Source organism: Pseudomonas gingeri, from assembly GCF_013385425.1.
GTDB classification, from domain to species: domain Bacteria; phylum Pseudomonadota; class Gammaproteobacteria; order Pseudomonadales; family Pseudomonadaceae; genus Aquipseudomonas; species Aquipseudomonas gingeri_D.
In genome coordinates this window covers 57,327-76,684 of sequence record NZ_JACAQA010000043.1, presented here as the reverse complement: position 1 = coordinate 76,684, position 19,358 = coordinate 57,327, and the positions used below count along the sequence as shown (strand labels likewise).

Below are 19,358 nucleotides of genomic sequence, written 5' to 3'. Positions count from 1 at the left end.
TCCTAATAATACCGGGGCTGAATGCGAGTGAAGGGTGATTGCAGGTCATCAACCCACGGCAATGACTTGAGCGGCGTATTCGTTGCGAAATTGCTTCAGGGAGCTGAGCACCACCGTTGCCGCGCCATCGATCAGGCCACAGCGGCCGCTGCCCGGAAGCAGATGGCAGAGACTCTCCAGTGCCTTCAGGTCATCGGGCAGGCCCATACCGGTATCGATTCGCCGCAGCAACCGCGAGAGTTGATAGGTCCCGGCTTTACACGGCGGGCACTGGCCGCAGGAGCCCGCCGCAAAGAAGTCGACGTACTCCGCCACCTTGCGCACGATGCTGGTGCCCTCCGAAATCACGATCATGGCCCCGGTCCCCAGGCTTGAACCCCGGGCCTTGAGCGTATCGAAGTCCAGGGGTACATCCAGGTCCTCCGCGCCCAGCAGGGTATTGGAAGGACCGCCGGTGAATACCGCCTTGAAGGCGCGTTCGCACAACATGCCACCACCGTGCTGGAAAATCAGCGTGCGCAACGAGGTGCCCATCGGTAGCTCGTACAGGCCTGGCCTGAGTACGTCCCCGGAGAGCGAGTAGAGCTTGGTCCCGCAGGCGTCACCCAGGCCCAGGTCTCGGTACCAGGCGGCGCCATGGCGCAGGATGTGGGCAACATGGGCCAGGGTTTCGATGTTGTTGATCAGCGTCGGTTGGCCATGCACGCCACTTTGCGCGGGGTAGGGCGGTTTCTGCCGGGGGAAGGGGAAGCCCCCTTCGACACTGGCGATCACCGCGGTTTCTTCGCCGCCGATATACAGGCCCGAGCTTTCCACCACCGCAAGGTCGATCGGGCGATTCTGCTGCCGGGCGACTTCGGCCAGGAGGGCGCAGCCCCGCCATTGCTCGACGGCCTGACGCACAACGGCCACTGCGTTGTGCTGGTGCGGGTTGACGTAGAGGTAAACGTGATTGGCCCCTGTGGCCAGCGCGGCAATCAATGCGCCCTCGATCACCTGATGCGGCGACTTTTCCAGTAGCTCGCGATCCTTGAAGGTGCCTGGCTCATCCTCGTTACCGTTGCACAGGACATACTTTTCCAGCTCCGCGGGCTGCTCCGCCACGGCGGCCCACTTGCGATGGGTGGGGAAACCGGCGCCACCCAGGCCGCGCAGGTCTGCTTCGGCCAGGGTCGGGAGGATGCCGCTCGGATGGCTGAGTGCGGCGCGCAAGCCTTCACCGCCGCCCTGGGCGAACCAGGCATCGAGGTCGGCGCCCACTTGTGCGGCGGGGGCGAGTAATACGAGTTGAGTCTTCATCTCAGGCATCTCAGTAAGGCAGCGAGTCGGCGTGAGTGGTCGGCAGTGCACCCTTGGCCCGGTGGGGCACGGCACTGTGCCGGCGCAGGTCGAAGTTGCCGTACCCGGGGAACAGCTCGGGGCCGTAGACGTCCAGCGGCAAGCCGGCGGCGATCAACTGGCGTTGCCAGTCGTACACATGGGACAGGCCGACCTTCGGCGCGGGCGTGGGGTCGGCGGTGTGGGCCGCGTGCTCTCCAGCCCGGCGTCCGAAGGTGATGATCTCTGCCAGGGCGTTGCCCATCATGCGATTGCGGCCATGGATGCCGCCGCTGATTTCGCCGACGCAGTACAGCCCGCGTACCGAGGTCTCGCCGTTCTCGTTGATGGCCACGCCACCGTTTTGATAATGCAGGGTCGGCCGGACGATCAGCGGTTCCACGGCCGGATCGATACCGCACTGGGCCGCGACATGTCCCAGGCTCACCAGGCGTTCCTTGAGAATCCCCGGATGGCGGCGCTCCAGCCCGGGGGTATCGAGCAAGACGCCCAGTTGCCCGTCACGCTCGACGCCACGGCCTTCGGCGCATTCCTTGAGGATCGCGGCGGACACCACATCGCGGGTTTGCAGTTCGGGGATGAAACGCTGCCCCAGGCCGTTCACCAGATAGGCGCCGGCCGAGCGCGCGGCTTCGGAAACCAGCCCGCCGACACGATGCGACGGCCAGGCCAATCCGGTGGGGTGATACTGGAAGGAATCGATTTCGCGCAGGCGAGCGCCAAGACGATAGGCTAGGATCAAGCCGTCGGCGGTGGCGCCATAATGGTTGGAAGTGGGGAAGCCATTGAGGTGCAGGCGCCCGGCGCCGCCCGTGGCGAGTATCACGCGGCTGGCGCGCACGAGGATGAAGCTGTGTCGTTCCAGGTTGTAGAGTACGCCGCCCACGCAGGTGCCGCTTTCATCGGAGAGCAGCTCGACCAGAGGGCAGCGGTTCCACACGCTCACCCGCTCTTCCAGCTCCACCGCCTCGCGCAGCACCCGCATCATCTCCAGACCCGTGTAGTCCTTGAACGAGAGGATGCGCGCACGGCTGGCACCGCCGGGCTTCTTGCGCAGCAGCTTGCCACCGATCAGGCCGCCCTCGGCGAGATCGAAGTGCATGCCGCGCTCGATCAGCCAGCGGATAGTCTCCGGCCCCGACTGGGCGAGGCGCGCCGCCAGCGTTCGATCGGCACAGAGGTGGCCGGCGCGCAGGGTGTCTTCAAAGTGAATCTGGGGGCTGTCGTCCTCGCCGACGGCCGCCTGTATACCGCCCTCGGCCATCACCGTATTGCTGTCGCCCAGGCGCAGCTTGGTCGCGAGGATGACATGGGCACCGTGCTCCACGGCGGTCAGCGCCGCCGCGCAACCGGCACCGCCGCCGCCGATAATCAGCACGCCGGTATTGACCACCGGGGCACCGGCCAGGGCCGCGTCATCAATTTGCGCGTTGCTGTGCAGGCGCTCCGTCAGTTCGCGTGGGCAATGGTCCCCGCGATTCACGCCCACCTGCAGCGGCGTATTGGCCCCCACCCGATAGTCCGGGTGGAAGGCGTGCAGCAGTGCCTGTTTATCGAAAGCTTCAGAGGCGGGCTCGCAAGCGCTGGCGCGCAGTTGGGCCAGGGCTTGCGGATAAGGAATACCGGGCATGTCGTGTTCCTTATTCCAGCGTTACGTTGGGGTCGACGTTCATCACGCCGCGGTTGATCTGGCTCAGGCGCTGCATCAGGTCCGCCGGTCGAAAGCCGATGGACGCTGACATCCGGCGTATGTAGAGGCCCAGATGGTTCGGCGAAATATGCTCGGGGCAGGCAATGGTGCACAGGTTGCACATGATGCATTCGTCGAATACCTGGCTCGCCGACAGATCCCCGACGGCGGCCAGGTTGACGCCTTTCTGCACCTCCAGGCCCTTGGGGCAGGCGCGGTCGCAACCGCCGCAGTGCCGGCAATGGCTGGCTTCGGGAAAGGTGGCGGCAATGCGCTCCGAGATGTTCCAGGTGTCATCCCAGTCATGGAGGTTGTAGGTGTGGTGCCGGTTCATGGGCAGATGGTCGAGGAAGCTGATCTGCAAACCCTGCTCGACCCGTGTTTCGCAGGCCAGGGCGGTGCTGACCTCCCGTTCGCCGGCGCGCCGGATCAGCACCCGGCACGAGCCACAGACGCCTTGGCCCATGCAGCCGACCGCGTCGATAAGCGGTTGTCCCGAGTCGATAACGGCTTCCAGGATCGAACGCAGGGCGCTGGTTTCGATCAGTTCTCCATTGATGGTGACCTGAACCGGGGATGTTGGCATAAAAACTCCTGAACGCCCCGCAAACGGCAAGGGCTCGGGAGCAGCCTAGAACATCACGGCCAGAGGGGAACTGATACGGCTCAATAAAACCGAACACGCCCCTGCCGAGTTTGTCGTTTGCAGATGCTTAAGCCGCCCAAGTGCCCACCGAGACATCTGGAGCAGGGCTGTCATACACTGGATGCCCCTTACGTTGAGGTCGATTCATGAGACGGGTGCTCGGCTGCTGCCTGCTGTCTTTCCTTGCTTTCTCCTCGGCTACCGCAGCGGATCTGCGCATGCTGACCGATAACCATCCACCCTTGCATTTTCAGCGCGGCGATGAGTTGGTGGGGTTTGGCGTTGACGTGGTGCACGCTCTCGCAGAGATAACCGGCGATCATGTGCATATTGAACAGGCGCCCTTGCTTAGGGCCTTGCAAGTCGCTGGCACGGGCTCGGACATGGCAGTTTTTACCGTACTGCGTACTGCCGAACGCGAGTCGCACTACCAATGGGTAGGCCCATTGCTGGACGTCGAAACGGCACTCTATGCGGGATCTGGAAAAGCACCGCCGTTGCATAGCCTGCAAGACGCCGGTGCCGTCGGCCGAATCGCACTGCCGCGTAAATGGCTGGCTTACGATTACCTGAAAAAACAGGGGATGAGTAATTTGTACGGCGTGGAAACCCCCGAGCAGATGATGCGATTGCTACGCCTGGGGCGAACAGATCTGATCGTCGCGGATACGCTCACCATCGCCACGCTGGCTCATGAGGCCGGGCTCAAACCTGACGAACTGCACTACCAATGGCCACTGATGACGCAGGGCGCCTATATCGCCTTTTCCCCACAGACGGACGCCCACCTGGTTGCGCGCTGGCAGAACGCGTTCGACGAGATGAACCGTGATGGGCGCCTGCAACAGCTGAAGCAGCGTTGGTTGCTTGATCGCGTAACAAAGTGAGCCCGGTACTTGGACGGGGTCTTAGTCGCGTTTCCGGCTTTACCCGCGACGCCACTGAGAGTGTCGCTTGCATACGACTTGGATCGAACGGGCCATGTGGACTGGCGACGAGCCTGACCGTCTCGAGTACAACCAGGAGGTTGAGATCGAAACGCGTCAGATCGCCATTCATAAACAAACCACCGACCCGCTAGATCGGGCTCTTGGTGGCATACAATTTTTTGGCTTCAGCAAAACACTTTTCGGCGATGGCCGAGCGTGGTTCGGTTTTACGCATCACCAGGCCCAGGGGCGCAAGGACGCTGGCATCCGGCAGGTTGATAAAGGCCAGGTTCTCGATCGGATTATCCAGGCCACTGTCCAGCGGCATGATTGAACAGCAAAAACCTTCGTGGATCGCCTGGAACAACTGATACGTCGAATCGCTTTCGAGTATTGGCTGTGGGTCGAGGCCGCGGCTGCGGAAACTCAGGTCAATGGATTTTCGATAGTGCATGCCATTGCTGATCATCCCCAGGGGCAGCTCGGCGGCGTCTTCCCAACTCATTTCCGTGCCTTCGAAATGGAAATGGCGCGTGTCGTAAAGCAGGCCGACGCGGGTCTCGCCCAGTTCGAAAAACTCCAGGTAATTGGGGTTTACGTGGTCGAGATAACACACGCCCAGGTCCAGTTGATTGGTGCCCAGCGCTTCGATGATCTGGTCCGAACTCATGGAGGACAAACTGAACTTGAGCTCCGGGAAGGTCTGGGACAGACCCTGGATGTAGCTGATCGGGCTGAAGCCGCTGAGCGGCACCAGGCCCAGGCGCAGGTTGCCGACCAACTGACCGCGACAGGCGGCGGCTTCGGCGAACAACCCGTCATGGGCGGCGAGCAAGGTTTTGGCCCAGGCCAGCACGCGTTCACCGGCCTGGGTGAACCCTTCGAAGCGCTGGCCCCGGGTGACCAGTTCCAGGCCCAGTTCATCCTCAAGATTGCGCAAACGCATGGACAGCGTCGGCTGGGTAATGTGGCAGCGCGCGGCAGCCTGCCCGAAGTGTCGAGTCTGCTCCAGCGCGATCAGGAATTTGAGTTGCTTGATGTCCACGATGGCACCTGCTGAGGAGTAAATAAGAGGTCAGTATTGAGGCCGCTGTGCAGAACGCAGGGATGGTTTCGGTAATCCTGGTCCGGCCCTTTGAAGCAATGCCGTGGGTGTTATCCGATGGACGCCGATGGCCAGCCTGTGGGGTGCGCAGACAATCTCACTGTCCTGTCCGTGTGTCCAATCACAAGCATTGAATGGCTGATCGATTGACTCAATCAGCGGCGAAATGCCCCGGGAAAAATCATTGATAGAGGCACTCGATAACCCGGTCAGCCGTAACGATTAGACAGTCATTGTTTTAGCGCCTTAGCCTCTGGCAATTGTTTTGATGATGGCCTGCCGGAGAATGACATGAACGTGAAATCGGATGCATTGTTTGTACCCTTGAATATTGCCGTATTGACCGTCAGCGATACCCGGGAATATGCCAATGATACCTCCGGGCAATTGCTGGTCAGTCGATTGCTGGAAGCAGGGCACAGCCTGAGTGAGCGTAACCTGCTCAAAGATGATCTGTATAAGATCCGCGCCCAGGTCGCTACCTGGATTGCCGATGAGCAGATTCAGGTGGTGTTGATTACCGGGGGCACCGGCTTCACGGGCCGCGACAGCACGCCCGAGGCCGTGAGCTGTTTGCTGGATAAGCAAATCGATGGTTTTGGTGAGTTGTTCCGGGCGATTTCCATTCTCGATATCGGCACGTCCACGGTACAGAGTCGCGCCTTGGCCGGGCTGGCGAACGGTACGCTGGTGTGTTGCCTGCCGGGCTCGACCGGTGCCTGCCGGACCGCCTGGGAAGGTATCCTCGCCGAGCAACTGGATGCGCGCCACAGGCCGTGCAATTTCGTGCCACACCTCAAGTCGGTGCCCCTCTGTGGGACGCGGGGATGAGCCAGTCACCTCTGATACCGGTGGAGGAGGCCATTGCCTCGCTGCTGGCCATGGCCCAGGAGCAACGTCTGCAAGAAAGCGAGCCGGTCGCATTGAGTGAAGCCCGGCAACGGGTGCTGGCCAATGATCTGGTGGCGACACTGGACCTGCCTCCCTGGCCGAACAGTGCCATGGACGGTTACGCCTTGAATATCGACGACTGGAACGGCCAGCCGCTAGCCGTGTCGCAGCGTATTTTTGCCGGCCAGGCGCCGCAGGCATTGCTCGCGGGTACCTGCGCTCGAATCTTCACCGGAGCGCCGGTACCCGAGGGGGCCAACTGCGTCGAGATGCAGGAGAACGTCGAGCTGATGGAGGACGGTCGCGTCCGTTTCAAACAGCCGCTGAGCGTTGGCCAGAATATTCGTCCGCAAGGCCAGGAGAACCGTGCCGGGCAGGTGTTGCTGCAGGCCGGCAAACGACTCGGGCCGTTCGAGCTGGCCATCGCGGCGGCGCAGGGTTGCACCCATGTGCCGGTGGTACGGCGTCCACGGGTCGCGCTGCTGTCCACGGGCGACGAACTGGCCGAGCCGGGAACGCCGCTGGAACCCGGCTGTATCTATAACAGCAATCGCACATTGCTCAGCCACTGGTTGAGCGCCTTGGGCTGTGAGGTCATCGATGGCGGCATTCTTCCCGACCAGCCGCGGCACACGCGGCTCAAGCTCGAGCAACTGCAACAGGCCGCGGACTTGATCCTGACCACCGGTGGTGTGTCTGCCGGTGATGCCGATTGCCTCGGCGAGGTGCTGCGCCAGTGCGGCAAGCCGTTATTCTGGAAACTCTCGATCAAGCCGGGTAAACCCCTGACCGTGGGGTACTTTGGCACCGTGCCGGTCATCGGTCTGCCAGGCAATCCGACGTCGGCGCTGGTGACGTTCGGGCTACTGGCCCGGGCTTACCTGTTACGCATCCAGGGTGTCGAAGACGTCACGCCCTTGAGCTTCCCGGTTAACGTCGGTTTTGACTGGCCGAAAGCAGGAAACCGTCGGGAATACCTGCGGGCCAAACTGGAGGAGGGGCGGGCGGTGCTGTATCCGAACCAGAGTTCAGGTGTGTTGCTGGGCGCCTCCTGGGCCGACGGGCTGGTCGAAATCCACGAGGGTTGTACGTTGCAGGTCGGTGATACGGCACGGTTTATTCCCTTCTGCGGCTTGTTCTGATGCGCTGCATTCCCCCCAACCGGGTTGGGGGGATTTCATGCATCCCAGCGATTCGCCGCCAGCCGATCGCTCTCTCTTCCCTCTACCCAGCGCTCACCGGACGGGGTGTGTTCACGCTTCCAGAAAGGCGCGCGGGTTTTCAGGTAGTCCATTAGAAACGCGCAGGCATCGAAGGCCGCGTGGCGATGTTCGCTGGCAACGCCGACAAAGACAATGGGCTCGCCGACCTTCAACAGCCCCACGCGGTGGACGAGGGTCACCCGTTGCAGCGGCCAGCGTTCATGGGCCTGATCGACGATCAGTTGCAATGAGCGCTCGGTCATTCCCGGATAATGCTCAAGGTACAAGTGGCTGACCTTATCCCCTTGATTACGATCACGCACATAGCCCACGAAGGTGGCCACGGCACCGATGCCAGGGTCTTCGGCGTGCAAGCCGTGGGTCAGTTCACCCAGATCAAACAATTCGGTCTGAACCTGAACAGCCATCACTCAACCCCCGGTCACTTGGGGGAAGAAAGCGATCTCATCGAAGTCTTCTATCGGCGCCGCGGGCGTACACAATTCCTGGTTCAGCGCGCACATGAGGCTGGTTTCGCCGAGCACTTCCCGCCAAATCGCGCCTCTGGCGCCCAGTCGCTTCCTGACGTCGTCAATGGTTTTCAAGGACCCGTCCAGCGCGATTTTTTCGCCTTCGATGCCGAGTTGTTCCCGATAGCGGGCAAAGTAGTTGATCAGGATCATTGGGCGTCACCGGCGACAAAGGTACCCGATTTTCCGCCCTGTTTTCTGAGCAACTGGACACGTTCAATGACCATTCCCCGGTCGACGGCTTTGCACATGTCATAGATCGTCAGCGCCGCCACACTGGCCGCCGTCAGGGCTTCCAGTTCGACGCCGGTTCTGCCGTTGAGCCGGCAGGTGCTGACGATTTTTACGCTGTCGGGCTCCTCGGCGCTCAGCTCGACGTGAATCGAACTCAGCATCAATGGGTGGCATAACGGGATCAGTTCATGGGTTTTCTTCGCCGCCATGATCCCGGCGATTCGGGCGACTGCAAACACATCACCCTTGGGATGGCCATTTTGTTGGATCAGCTTCAAGGTGGACGGCAGCATGCGTATCCAGGCTTGTGCCTGTGCCTCACGGTTGCTCGGGTCTTTATCCGTGACGTCGACCATGCTGGCCCTGCCTTCGGCGTCCAGGTGCGTCAACGTGTGTTCGAATGCGTTCATGGTGGTCCTCGGATCAGTTCAGTACAAAATCGATGGGTTGGAGTACGGGAGGGAGCTCCGTGGCGCCGGTGGCACCCAGTACTTCACGTTCAATGTTGCGCACGATGGCATTGGTCGGCAGGTCGTTTTCGTCGTGGCCAAAGGGGTCCTCCAGTTCGTCGCCAATCGCGTCCAGTCCGAAAAACGTGTAACTCACGATCGCGGTGAAAACGGGTGTCAGCCAACCCAGTGGCTCGGCCATTGCGAAGGGCAACAAGATGCAGAACATGTAACTTGTTCGGTGCAGCAGGAGTGTGTAGGGGAAGGGCAGCGGCGTGCTTTTGATCCGCTCGCAAATCGTCTGTGTCGTGGTCAGGCTGCTCAAATGTCCGGCCATCAACATATAGCGCCATTCGCTGATGCCCCCTGATTCGACGAGTGTCGAGCATTGTTGGCTGACTCGACACAGAACACTTTCCGGAATATTGAGTGCGTTGAAAGAGGGCAATCTGTCCAGCCAGGGCTCGGCCACGCTCAGTTCGTCTTCCTGGCGAAGCCTGGCGTTGAGCGCATGGGCGAATCCACAGAGGTTGCGCAGGATCTCGCTGCGCTGGCGGGTGTCCTTGATGACTTGAGTTTCCCGAATCATCCCCCGTATATCCATCACCATCGCCCCGAGCGCCTTGCGCCCTTCGTACCAGCGGTCGTAACAGGCGTTGTTGCGAAAACTCATGAAGATCGACAGTGACAAGCCCAGCAGTGTGAAGGGCGTGGCGTTGACCTTCGAGAAGTACGCGGGGTGGAGGGTTTCGACCAGCACAATCGCCGAAGCCAGCAGTGCCACCAGAAGGCTTCGCAGCGCAATCCGCTTGGCCACAGAACCCTTGAGTGAAATCAATACATTGATCAGGTTGGGTTTGGCTCTGACGATCATGGAAAACAACCTTATGAAAAATAATGAAACCGGGCAGGCTATCCGCCGGTCATGTTCATGAAACGCACCACTTGCACCTCGTCATTGAGTTCGAAGTTGTGTCGGTACGGCTTGATTTTCATCGCTTCGGTAATCGCCTGCTCCAGCCGCTGCGGTTCGCCTGGGTGGCGGCGCAGTACGTCCTTCAAGTCGACCGAATGCTCATTGCCCAGGCATAGCAGGAGGCGGCCCTCGACGGTCAGTCGAACGCGATTGCAGGTCCCGCAGAAGTTATGGCTGTGGGGTGAGATGAATCCCAGGCGAATGTGCGGCGCTTCTGCCAGGCGCCAATAGCGCGAAGGGCCCTGGGTCGATTCCGCGGAGTCGATGAGGGTGTAGCGTTCGGCAATCCGTTCACGTACTTGCATACTGGAATAGAACGCTTCGGCACGGCTGTGCTCGCTGATGACACCCAGCGGCATTTCTTCGATGAAGGAAATGTCCAACCCGCGTTCAATCGCGAATGCCACGAGATCGTTGATCTCGTGATCGTTGCGGCCTTTCATGACGACGCAATTGAGTTTGGTGTGTTGAAAGCCGGCGGCATTGGCCGCGTCGATGCCCGCGATGACCTTGGCCAGATCACCGGTGCGCGTCAGTTCGCGGAAGCGATCGGGGTCAAGGCTGTCGAGGCTGATATTCAGGCGCTTGAGCCCCGCCTCGAACAGCGGTGCCGCCAACGTGCCGAGCTGCGAACCATTGGTGGTCATGCATAACTCGCGTAGACCCGGCAGCGCCGCAATGCGCTTGCACAGGTCGACCACGCCTGGGCGAATCAACGGCTCGCCACCGGTCAGGCGGATCTTTCGAGTGCCCAGGGCCACAAAGCTCTGCGCCATTTGATAGAGCTCTTCCAGCGTCAGAATGCGTTGGCGCGGCAAGAACTCCATGTCTTCGGCCATGCAATAAACACAACGAAAGTCGCACCGATCGGTAACCGACATTCTGAGATAGTCGACCGGGCGGGAGAAACGGTCCATCAATATACGATCGGTCATCACAGCCTCCAGCAGTGGGCAGGTCCACTGTTATATGAGGGCCTTGTTGAGTGGAGGCTAAAGTTGTTTTTAGTTCTCGTCTAATCACTATTAATAACCGGCTGATCGACCCAATCTATGGGGCGAAAATGTGCCTTGTTTAAGGGCGAGTTAAATTTTCAATGTGTTGATTTTTAAGGTTTTTTATCTTGATAGATTGTTTCGATGGGGCGGTCATTAAGAGTGATTAGACAGGTGTGGCACACACCGAATAGGCTGGATTCGTCATCCTGAATTGGGCCCATTCGTTGGCCCTGCGTGAATAAATCCGTTGTGGGCGTTAACTACGTGCGCATGGATGTGCGCATAAAAACAGCCGTTAACAATGACTTTAAGTCAGGCCGCTGCCTGCGTGCAAAGTCTTGGAGAAATACCATGAGCGAAGTTGAACGTTATAAACCGTACAAGGGAGCCGCCGCGGGTTGGGGGGCGCTGATTGCGGTCACCAGGAACTGGTTGGGCAGTGAAAACGCGTTCAAGAATATTCGAGCGATGCTCAAGACCAACCAGAATGGCGGCTTCGATTGCCCGGGTTGTGCCTGGGGCGAGTCGCCGGAAAACGGCATGGTCAAGTTTTGCGAGAACGGCGCCAAAGCAGTTAACTGGGAAGCCACCGGGCGGCTGGTCAACCCGGCGTTTTTCAACAAATACAGCGTGTCGTCGCTTGCGGCGCAAAGTGACTATTGGCTTGAATACCAAGGGCGCCTGACTCATCCGATGCGCTATGACGCTGTGGCTGATCGTTATGTCGAAACCAGTTGGGACGATGCCTTTGCCCTGATCGCCAAACACCTGAACGCACTGACTTCGCCCGACCAGGCCGAGTTCTACACCTCGGGCCGGGCCAGCAACGAGGCTGCTTATCTTTATCAGCTGTTCGTTCGCGCCTACGGTACCAATAACTTCCCCGACTGCTCGAACATGTGCCACGAAGCGAGTGGCCTGGGCATGGACGACAGTGTTGGCGTCGGTAAAGGCACGGTGACGTTCGATGACCTGGAAGAAGCCGACGCGATTTTCGTCATCGGCCAGAACCCTGGCACCAACCACCCGAGGATGCTTGAGCCACTGCGCGAAGCGGTGAAGCGGGGCGCACAGGTGATCTGTTTCAACCCGCTGAAAGAGCGTGGCCTGGAGCGCTTTCAGCACCCGCAGCATCCGCTGGAAATGCTCACCAATGGCTCCGAGCCGACCTCGTCTGCCTACTTTCGTCCTGCACTGGGCGGCGACATGGCCGCGTTCCGTGGCATCGCCAAGTTTCTCTTGCAGTGGGAGCGTGAAGCGCTGCTGAACCATGGCGAGGCGGTGTTCGACCGTGCGTTTATCGCCGAGCACACCTCGGGCCTGGACGCTTATCTGGCGGAGCTTGATGCCACGTCGTGGGAGCACATCGTTGAACAGTCCGGCCTGACGCTGGAAGATATCGAACTCGCCGCGCGCATGTACCGTCGTGCCAAGCGGGTCATCATGTGTTGGGCGATGGGCGTGACCCAGCACACTCACTCGGTCGTGACCGTGCAGGAAATCATCAACGTGCAGTTGTTGCGCGGCAATATCGGCCGGCCGGGGGCAGGGCTGTCACCGGTACGTGGGCATAGCAACGTACAGGGCGACCGCACCATGGGCATCAACGAACTGGCCCCGCCGGAGTTGATTAACGCACTGGAAGCACGCTTTGACTTCAAGGTTCCGCGTCGCCACGGCCACAACACGGTGATGGCGATTGCGGCGATGGAGGAGGGGCGTTCGAAAGTGTTCATCGGCCTGGGCGGCAACTTCGCCCAAGCGACGCCCGACAGCCCGCGCACCCACGACGCCCTGCGCAACTGCGACCTGACCGTCCATATCGCCACCAAGCTCAATCGCAGCCATTTGGTCACCGGTCGTGAGGCCCTGATTTTGCCGTGCCTGGGGCGTACCGACATCGATATGCAGGCGCAAGGGCCACAAGGTGTGACGGTGGAAGACACCTTCAGCATGGTGCACATTTCCCACGGCCAACTGAAACCCAAATCGCCGTTGATGCGTTCGGAGCCGGCGATCATTGCCGGGATCGCCAACGCGACACTGGGCAAACACCCGATCGACTGGCTGTGGGCGGTTGCCGATTACAGTCGCATCCGTGACCTGATTGCCGACACCATTCCCGGCTTCAAGGACTTCAATAAAAAACTGCTGCACCCCGGCGGCTTTCACCTGGGCAACAACGCCGCCCAGCGCATCTGGAAAACCACCACCGGAAAAGCGCAATTTGCCCCGAGCGTGTTGCCGGCACACCTGGTCAGCGAAGGTGTGCGCAGCCTGGCCGTGAAACCGGACCTGATCCTGCAAACCATGCGCTCCCACGATCAGTACAACACCACGTTGTACGGGCTTGATGACCGTTATCGCGGCGTCTACGGCATGCGCGACGTGGTGTTCGTCAATGAGCAGGACATTCGCAAACTTGGTTACGAGCCGGGGCAAAAGGTCGACATGATTTCGCTCTGGGGCGATGGTCGTGAGCGCAGAGTCAGCGGTTTTACCTTGATCGCCTACGACATTCCAGCGGGCCAGGCCGCAGCCTATTACCCGGAAACCAACCCACTGGTGCCGCTGGAAAGCTACGGCGACCGCACCTTTACGCCGACCTCGAAGTTCATCGCGATTCGCCTTGAGCCAGCAGCGGTCAGCAACCTGATCCAGTCCTCTGGCGCTTGAACCGGGCCGGGGCGGCGTGAGCGTCGCCCCGATTTTTCCTGATCATCGGGCATCAGTTCGCTGCGAGTCGCGAAACACTCTGAGGGTATCGTCATGTTAAATCCGGGGGCGTTGGACCTGGCGCGCATTCAATTCGCGTTTACGGTCTCGTTTCACATCATATTTCCCGCCATCACCATTGGGCTGGCCAGTTTCCTGGCGGTGCTCGAAGGCCTGTGGCTGAGAAGCAACAATGCGGTGTACAAGGACCTGTATCACTTCTGGTCAAAGATTTTTGCCGTCAACTTCGGCATGGGCGTGGTCTCCGGGTTGGTCATGGCCTACGAGTTCGGTACCAACTGGAGCCGTTTCTCCGACTTCGCCGGGAGTATCACCGGGCCGTTGCTCACGTATGAGGTGTTGACGGCATTTTTCCTTGAAGCAGGCTTTCTCGGGGTCATGTTGTTCGGCTGGAACCGGGTAGGACGAGGGCTGCATTTCTTTGCCACGGTGATGGTCGCCCTCGGTACGTTGATCTCGACTTTCTGGATCCTGGCGTCCAACAGCTGGATGCAGACGCCACAGGGCTTCTCGATCGTCGATGGGCGGATCATGCCGATGGACTGGCTGGCCATCGTCTTCAACCCGTCGTTCCCGTTTCGCCTGGCACACATGGCCATCGCCGCGTTTGTGGCCACGGCATTCTTTGTCGGGTCATCGGCGGCCTGGCATCTGCTGCGTAAAAACGACACGCCACACATCCGCAAGATGCTCTCGATGGCGTTGTGGATGGCGTTGATCGTGTCGCCGATCCAGGCGGTGGTCGGTGACGCCCATGGTCTGAATACCCTGGAACATCAACCCGCGAAAATAGCCGCCATGGAAGGGCATTGGGAAAACGTCGGTAACGAGCCGACGCCGCTGGTGCTGTTTGGCATCCCGGACATGGCGGCCGAGAAGACCCGCTATGCCATCGAAATCCCTTACCTGGGCAGTCTGATCCTGACCCACAGCCTGGATAAACAGATCCCTGCGCTCAAGAGCTTCCCCAAGGAGGACCGTCCCAACGCGACGATCATTTTCTTCAGCTTCCGGGTCATGGCCGGGCTGGGCATGTTGATGATCCTTACGGGGGTGCTGGGTCTTGCGTTACGCCGCAATGGCGCGCTGTACCGCAATCGGCTGTTCCTGCGCCTGGTGCTGTTTATGGGGCCGACCGGTCTGATCGCGATGCTGGCGGGCTGGATCACCACCGAAGTCGGTCGTCAGCCGTGGGTGGTCTACGGGCTGTTGCGCACGGCCGATGCCGCGTCCAATCACACCGTCACGCAACTGAGCATTTCGCTGGCGTTGTTTGTGTTGATCTACTTCTCGGTGTTCGCGGTGGGCATCGGTTACATGATGAAACTGGTACGCAAGGGGCCTCAGCCGCATCACGATCATCCGCCGCAAGGTGGTCCTGGCCAGGAGCGTACGCCACGCCGCCCCCTGTCCGCCGTCGCCGAGACGCTTGCGTCCAGCGATCACGTCAACTGAGCAAGGGGATTGAACATGGGTATTCAAGGCATCGATTTGTCGTTGATCTGGGGCGTCATCATTGCCTTCGGGGTGATGATGTACGTGATCATGGACGGGTTCGACCTGGGGGTGGGCATCCTGTTTCCGCTGATCCCCGATGCGCAGGAGCGCGATGTGATGATGAACACCGTCGCGCCAGTATGGGACGGCAATGAAACCTGGCTGATCCTCGGTGGGGCAGCGCTTTACGGTGCGTTTCCACTGGCTTACTCGGTGATTCTGGAGGCGTTGTACCTGCCGCTGATGTTCATGCTGGCCGGGTTGATCTTCCGCGGCGTGGCGTTTGAGTTCCGCTTCAAGGCCAGTCCTGAAAAGCGTCATATCTGGGACCTGGCCTTTATCGGCGGCTCACTGCTGGCGACGTTTTGCCAAGGCATCGTGATCGGCGCGTACATCGCAGGTATTGCGGTCGTCAATCGGCAGTTTGCCGGTGGCACCCTGGATTGGCTGGCACCGTTCCCGTTGTTCTGTGGGGTTGGTTTGATTGTCGCTTATGCGTTGCTCGGCAGTACCTGGTTGCTGGTCAAGACCGAAGGCATGCTGGAGTCACGTATGCGCCACTACACCCGGCCGCTGGCGTTTGTGCTGACGGCAGTCGTCGCGGTGCTCTGCGTATGGACGCCATGGCTGCATCCCGAGATTGCGACACGCTGGTTTACCCACGCGCACATCGTGGTGTTTGGCGGGTTGTTGGTCCTGGGTGTGCTGGCGCTGTTCGGGTTGCTGCGCGCGCTACGCCAGTATCATTCCCATTGGCCCTTTGTGTTCACCCTGGCGCTGGTGTTCCTGGGTTATATCGGATTGGCGTTCAGTATCTGGCCGAACATCGTTCCACCGTCCATCAGCCTGTGGGAGGCGGCTTCGCCCCCTACAAGCCAGTTGTTCATCTTGATCGGCACGTTGTTCATCCTGCCGATCATCTTGATGTACACCTGCTGGAGCTATTACGTGTTCCGAGGAAAAGTGAGGATAGGCGATGGCTACCATTGATAGCGAAAACACTGAAGTGTCGGCTGCACAAAACGAAGCCACCCTTTGGTATCGGCAGGTGCTTTGGCTGATCTCGATTTGGTTCGGCAGCGTGATTGCACTGGGCGTGGTGGCCGGCCTGTTCCGATTCATGATGCACATGGCCGGAATGACCAGTCACTGATTTCAGGCCGCGAGGCCCCGGCGCGATCTTTCGCGCCGGGAATTTCAGGAGGCGCTGGAACGAACCACTTGCCGGCTGGCGCCGGGTGGCTGGCCGGTGATGCGCTTGAAGGCACAGCTGAAGGCCGCCTATTGGCCTTGGTGCTGCTGCCTGCTTCTGTGCCGTGTCAGGCGTTGCTGTTGGTCCTCTGGGGCATGGCTTTCGGCGGCGTGCCAGTGGCGTGGTCGAACTGGGTTGCCCGGGCGGTGCCCGATCCTCGTTTCACCATCGCGCGCCATTGCTGCACGCTCGATCGCTCGTGCATCCTGGCCTGCCAGGCGGCCAATGCTTCACATTCATCAGGTATCGGCAGTTTCACCAGCGAGGCGAAAATCATGCCGCCCACCAGCGCAATATCGGCCATCGAGAATTCATTACCTGCAACAAAAGGCTGACCTTTCAGGACACTGTTGAAATAGTGCATCCCCCTGACTGCCTTGTCCCGCATCCGCTCACCCCATTCAGGGTTCTGAGACAGCTCGACGTCCGGCCCAAGCCCGGGCGTTGCGTGATGGAAATACACACTGACAGCGTCTAGAAATTCGATTTCCGCACGCTTGGTCATCATATGGATGAGACCTTTCTCGGTGGGGGTTTTACCCGTGAGCGTAGGGGCGCCTTCCAGTGCATCAAGGTACTGGGTGATGGCGGTGCACTCGGCAATGAGCGTGCCGTCGCCCAGCTCCAGGACGGGCAGTGTTCCCGAGTAATTGAGGGCCAGGAACTCGGGTTTCTTGTGCTCGCCTGCCCATAGATTGACCGGTACAAACTCGGTCCGGGACAGCAGTCCTTTCTCGGCTAACGCGATACGGACACGCGCCGGGTAGGGGCCGTTGTACCAGTCGTAGATTTTCATCGTTGGGGATTCGGACACGTCGTGCGGTTGCTGGAAAGTCATGATTTATCTACCTGCCTGTCAAATGGTAGGTAGAGGTTGAGCGCTTGGTTCTGCGTTGTCAACAACTACCTGTCAGTTGGCAGGTAGCGATGTGTGCGAGTAACATCGGGCTCAATGACCCCATGAATCAAAGCATCGAGGAATGAAAACGTGAGCGAAAACGCCCGGGAAGCCATATTGGAAGCGGCCAAGGGAGCGGCTCAGATCCACGGCTACAGTGGGATCAATTTCCGAACCATCGCTGATGCAGTGGGGATCAAGAATGCGAGCATCTATTACCATTTCTCGAGCAAGGCCGACCTCGGCGCTGCCGTCGCCAGACGCTACTGGGAAGACACCGCCAGTGTTCTGGAGGCCATACGCGGGGCAAACCCTGAGCCGATCAGCTGCCTGCAGGTGTACCCGACGATCTTCCGAAGCTCACTCGAGGGCGGAAACAGGCTGTGTCTGTCCAGCTTCATGGCCGCGGAATACCAGGACCTGCCCGAGGAAGTGAAGCGTGAAGTGCTGGCGTTTGCCGACATCAATGTGGCGTGGCTGGCGAAAGTACTCTCTGATACCGGCCTCGCAGGCGTTGAAGTGTGCGAGCGGCGTGCCCGGGCCATTTACACCGCGGTTGCTGGCGCTCAATTGATTGCCCGAACGCGCGTGGATATCGGTTTATTCGACGAACTGGTTCAGAGCTACCGGGAGGCGGGGCTCATTCCGACATAACAGGCTTGGCGCGTCAGGACGGTTGGCGACCGGAGCGCCCATGGCAGAGGTGCGGAGCGGGGAAAGGGACTACAAATCCAGCCCCACTGTCAGTGTAGGAATTTTCAGGCAGCCCCCAGGTCCAGTTCAGCCCAACTCAGCAACTTGAGCTTTCTGCTCTTTCGATCTGTAGTCAGTGAAGGCACAATGCGCATCCTTTTTTGACTGGCCATGTCGGAGGCCTTGAAATGATCAAGACGCCGTACTACCTCATCGACAAACAAAAGCTGCTGGTGAACCTGCAGAAGATCGCTTACGTGCGCGAGCAGTCCGGGGCCAAGGCCCTGCTGGCACTCAAGTGCTTTGCCACCTGGTCGGTGTTTGACCTGATGCAGCAATATATGGACGGCACCACCTCGTCCTCGCTCTACGAGCTCAAGCTCGGTCGGCAGAAGTTCGCCGGCGAGACCCACGCCTACAGCGTGGCCTGGGCCGATGACGAAATCGAGGAGATGCTCGAAAACTGCGACAAGATCATCTTCAACTCCATCAGCCAGTTGCAGCGCTACACCGAAGCCAGCGCCGGCAAGGTCCGCGGTCTGCGGGTCAACCCGCAGGTGAGCAGCTCGGATTACCTGCTGGCCGACCCGGCGCGGCCATTCAGCCGCCTGGGCGAGTGGGACCCGGCCAAGATCGAGCAGGTCATCGAGCAGATCTCCGGCTTCATGTTCCACAACAACTGCGAGAACGGCGACTTCAACCTGTTCGACCAGATGCTGTGCACCATCGAAGAGCGCTTTGGCCATCTGTTGCACAAGGTCGAGTGGGTCAGCCTCGGCGGCGGTATCCATTTCACCGGTGAAGGCTACGCGCTGGACGCCTTTTGCGCGCGCCTCAAGGCCTTCTCGGAAAAATACGCCGTGCAGGTTTACCTGGAGCCGGGCGAAGCGGCCATCACCCAGAGCGCCTCGCTGGAAGTCACCGTGCTCGACACCCTCTACAACGGCAAGCACCTGGCGGTCGTGGACAGCTCCATCGAAGCGCACATGCTCGATCTGTTGATCTATCGCCTGAATGCCAAGCTGGCCCCCAGCGCGGGCGAACACACGTTCATGGTGTGCGGCAAATCCTGCCTGGCCGGAGACATTTTCGGCGAGTATCAATTTGATCGCCCACTGACCATCGGCGATCGGCTGTCGTTTGTTGACGCAGCAGGTTACACAATGGTCAAGAAAAATTGGTTCAACGGTCTGAAAATGCCGTCCATCGTGGTGAAGCAACTCGACGGAAGTGTCGAGGTGGTTCGTGAGTTTGGTTACAACGACTACATGTCCAGCCTTTCCTAAGCTGGCAG

The 19,358-nt window shown here is 59.9% G+C and carries 19 protein-coding genes; 9 read left to right on the top strand and 10 right to left on the bottom strand.

Going from position 1 to position 19,358, the window contains the following annotated elements; all coding sequences use genetic code 11:
• Positions 1-48: 48 nt before the first annotated feature.
• Genes HX830_RS30995 through HX830_RS30985 form a run of 3 tightly spaced genes read right to left on the bottom strand, consistent with a single transcriptional unit; the run spans position 49 to position 3,614 of the window.
• Complete coding sequence (locus tag HX830_RS30995; protein WP_177104606.1) at positions 49-1,299, bottom strand: complex I 51 kDa subunit family protein; 1,251 nt, start codon at positions 1,297-1,299, stop codon at positions 49-51.
• A 10-nt stretch (positions 1,300-1,309) separates the two neighbouring features.
• On the bottom strand, positions 1,310-2,968 hold the full coding sequence (locus tag HX830_RS30990; protein WP_177104604.1) for an FAD-binding protein: 1,659 nt from the start codon (positions 2,966-2,968) through the stop codon (positions 1,310-1,312).
• 10 nt (positions 2,969-2,978) lie between these two features.
• On the bottom strand, positions 2,979-3,614 hold the full coding sequence (locus HX830_RS30985) for a 4Fe-4S dicluster domain-containing protein (RefSeq protein WP_177104602.1): 636 nt from the start codon (positions 3,612-3,614) through the stop codon (positions 2,979-2,981).
• Between the two features lie 206 nt (positions 3,615-3,820).
• Here HX830_RS30985 and HX830_RS30980 point away from each other — a divergent pair, with 206 nt between their 5' ends.
• On the top strand, positions 3,821-4,561 hold the full coding sequence (locus HX830_RS30980; RefSeq protein ID WP_177104600.1) for a substrate-binding periplasmic protein: 741 nt from the start codon (positions 3,821-3,823) through the stop codon (positions 4,559-4,561).
• A gap of 190 nt (positions 4,562-4,751) precedes the next feature.
• On the opposite strand, the gene HX830_RS30975 is transcribed toward HX830_RS30980, so the two are convergent.
• Positions 4,752-5,648, bottom strand: a complete 897-nt coding sequence (locus HX830_RS30975; protein WP_103498899.1) for a LysR family transcriptional regulator — start codon at positions 5,646-5,648, stop codon at positions 4,752-4,754.
• Positions 5,649-5,999: 351 nt separating this feature from the next.
• Here HX830_RS30975 and moaB point away from each other — a divergent pair, with 351 nt between their 5' ends.
• A complete protein-coding gene (gene moaB / locus HX830_RS30970; RefSeq protein ID WP_100940289.1) occupies positions 6,000-6,539 on the top strand; it encodes a molybdenum cofactor biosynthesis protein B in 540 nt (179 codons plus the stop codon).
• Entirely contained in the window at positions 6,536-7,741 is a 1,206-nt protein-coding gene (locus tag HX830_RS30965; RefSeq protein WP_177104598.1) for a molybdopterin molybdotransferase MoeA, read from the top strand. Before moaB ends, HX830_RS30965 begins: the two co-directional genes overlap by 4 nt.
• A 35-nt stretch (positions 7,742-7,776) precedes the next feature.
• On the opposite strand, the gene moaE is transcribed toward HX830_RS30965, so the two are convergent.
• The 5 genes from moaE to moaA are packed head-to-tail and all read right to left on the bottom strand — an operon-like array spanning position 7,777 to position 10,925.
• Positions 7,777-8,229 (bottom strand): molybdopterin synthase catalytic subunit MoaE, encoded by a 453-nt coding sequence (gene moaE / locus HX830_RS30960; protein ID WP_103498906.1) that lies wholly within the window; start codon positions 8,227-8,229, stop codon positions 7,777-7,779.
• Positions 8,230-8,232: 3 nt separating this feature from the next.
• Positions 8,233-8,484: a MoaD/ThiS family protein gene (locus HX830_RS30955; protein ID WP_100940291.1), complete on the bottom strand. Its 252-nt coding sequence runs from the start codon at positions 8,482-8,484 to the stop codon at positions 8,233-8,235.
• Entirely contained in the window at positions 8,481-8,975 is a 495-nt protein-coding gene (gene moaC, locus HX830_RS30950; RefSeq protein ID WP_177104596.1) for a cyclic pyranopterin monophosphate synthase MoaC, read from the bottom strand. Before moaC ends, HX830_RS30955 begins: the two co-directional genes overlap by 4 nt.
• A 13-nt stretch (positions 8,976-8,988) precedes the next feature.
• Complete coding sequence (locus tag HX830_RS30945; RefSeq protein WP_103498903.1) at positions 8,989-9,888, bottom strand: bestrophin family protein; 900 nt, start codon at positions 9,886-9,888, stop codon at positions 8,989-8,991.
• A gap of 38 nt (positions 9,889-9,926) precedes the next feature.
• Positions 9,927-10,925, bottom strand: coding sequence for a GTP 3',8-cyclase MoaA (gene moaA, locus HX830_RS30940; protein WP_103498904.1), 999 nt, complete (start codon positions 10,923-10,925; stop codon positions 9,927-9,929).
• A gap of 414 nt (positions 10,926-11,339) precedes the next feature.
• On the opposite strand from moaA, the gene HX830_RS30935 reads away from it, so the two are divergent.
• The 4 genes from HX830_RS30935 to HX830_RS30920 all read left to right on the top strand — a co-directional run bounded on the left by HX830_RS30935 (position 11,340) and on the right by HX830_RS30920 (position 16,374).
• Positions 11,340-13,664: an FdhF/YdeP family oxidoreductase gene (locus HX830_RS30935; protein ID WP_177104594.1), complete on the top strand. Its 2,325-nt coding sequence runs from the start codon at positions 11,340-11,342 to the stop codon at positions 13,662-13,664.
• A 93-nt stretch (positions 13,665-13,757) separates the two neighbouring features.
• A complete protein-coding gene (locus HX830_RS30930; RefSeq protein ID WP_177104592.1) occupies positions 13,758-15,179 on the top strand; it encodes a cytochrome ubiquinol oxidase subunit I in 1,422 nt (473 codons plus the stop codon).
• A 15-nt stretch (positions 15,180-15,194) separates the two neighbouring features.
• A complete protein-coding gene (gene cydB / locus HX830_RS30925; RefSeq protein ID WP_177104590.1) occupies positions 15,195-16,211 on the top strand; it encodes a cytochrome d ubiquinol oxidase subunit II in 1,017 nt (338 codons plus the stop codon).
• Entirely contained in the window at positions 16,198-16,374 is a 177-nt protein-coding gene (locus HX830_RS30920) for a DUF2474 domain-containing protein (RefSeq protein ID WP_152741951.1), read from the top strand. Before cydB ends, HX830_RS30920 begins: the two co-directional genes overlap by 14 nt.
• Before the next feature lie 166 nt (positions 16,375-16,540).
• Here HX830_RS30920 and HX830_RS30915 read toward each other — a convergent pair whose 3' ends face one another.
• Positions 16,541-17,311 carry a glutathione S-transferase gene (locus HX830_RS30915; RefSeq protein WP_177104588.1) on the bottom strand — a complete coding sequence of 257 codons (771 nt, stop codon included), beginning with the start codon at positions 17,309-17,311 and terminating at the stop codon, positions 16,541-16,543.
• A gap of 150 nt (positions 17,312-17,461) precedes the next feature.
• On the opposite strand from HX830_RS30915, the gene HX830_RS30910 reads away from it, so the two are divergent.
• Positions 17,462-18,025, top strand: coding sequence for a TetR family transcriptional regulator (locus tag HX830_RS30910; RefSeq protein WP_177104586.1), 564 nt, complete (start codon positions 17,462-17,464; stop codon positions 18,023-18,025).
• Positions 18,026-18,252: 227 nt separating this feature from the next.
• Positions 18,253-19,350, top strand: a complete 1,098-nt coding sequence (locus tag HX830_RS30905; protein WP_103496852.1) for a carboxynorspermidine decarboxylase — start codon at positions 18,253-18,255, stop codon at positions 19,348-19,350.
• Positions 19,351-19,358: the final 8 nt, after the last annotated feature.

Coding starts and splice junctions, on each gene's coding strand:
- HX830_RS30985 (WP_177104602.1), bottom strand. CDS start 3,614: ATGCCAACATCCCCGGTTCAGGTCACCATCAATGGAGAACTGATCGAA.
- HX830_RS30995 (WP_177104606.1), bottom strand. CDS start 1,299: ATGAAGACTCAACTCGTATTACTCGCCCCCGCCGCACAAGTGGGCGCC.
- HX830_RS30945 (WP_103498903.1), bottom strand. CDS start 9,888: ATGATCGTCAGAGCCAAACCCAACCTGATCAATGTATTGATTTCACTC.
- HX830_RS30920 (WP_152741951.1), top strand. CDS start 16,198: ATGGCTACCATTGATAGCGAAAACACTGAAGTGTCGGCTGCACAAAAC.
- HX830_RS30965 (WP_177104598.1), top strand. CDS start 6,536: ATGAGCCAGTCACCTCTGATACCGGTGGAGGAGGCCATTGCCTCGCTG.
- HX830_RS30955 (WP_100940291.1), bottom strand. CDS start 8,484: ATGATCCTGATCAACTACTTTGCCCGCTATCGGGAACAACTCGGCATC.
- moaC (WP_177104596.1), bottom strand. CDS start 8,975: ATGAACGCATTCGAACACACGTTGACGCACCTGGACGCCGAAGGCAGG.
- cydB (WP_177104590.1), top strand. CDS start 15,195: ATGGGTATTCAAGGCATCGATTTGTCGTTGATCTGGGGCGTCATCATT.
- HX830_RS30935 (WP_177104594.1), top strand. CDS start 11,340: ATGAGCGAAGTTGAACGTTATAAACCGTACAAGGGAGCCGCCGCGGGT.
- moaE (WP_103498906.1), bottom strand. CDS start 8,229: ATGGCTGTTCAGGTTCAGACCGAATTGTTTGATCTGGGTGAACTGACC.
- HX830_RS30915 (WP_177104588.1), bottom strand. CDS start 17,311: ATGACTTTCCAGCAACCGCACGACGTGTCCGAATCCCCAACGATGAAA.
- HX830_RS30930 (WP_177104592.1), top strand. CDS start 13,758: ATGTTAAATCCGGGGGCGTTGGACCTGGCGCGCATTCAATTCGCGTTT.
- moaA (WP_103498904.1), bottom strand. CDS start 10,925: ATGACCGATCGTATATTGATGGACCGTTTCTCCCGCCCGGTCGACTAT.
- moaB (WP_100940289.1), top strand. CDS start 6,000: ATGAACGTGAAATCGGATGCATTGTTTGTACCCTTGAATATTGCCGTA.
- HX830_RS30980 (WP_177104600.1), top strand. CDS start 3,821: ATGAGACGGGTGCTCGGCTGCTGCCTGCTGTCTTTCCTTGCTTTCTCC.
- HX830_RS30905 (WP_103496852.1), top strand. CDS start 18,253: ATGATCAAGACGCCGTACTACCTCATCGACAAACAAAAGCTGCTGGTG.
- HX830_RS30990 (WP_177104604.1), bottom strand. CDS start 2,968: ATGCCCGGTATTCCTTATCCGCAAGCCCTGGCCCAACTGCGCGCCAGC.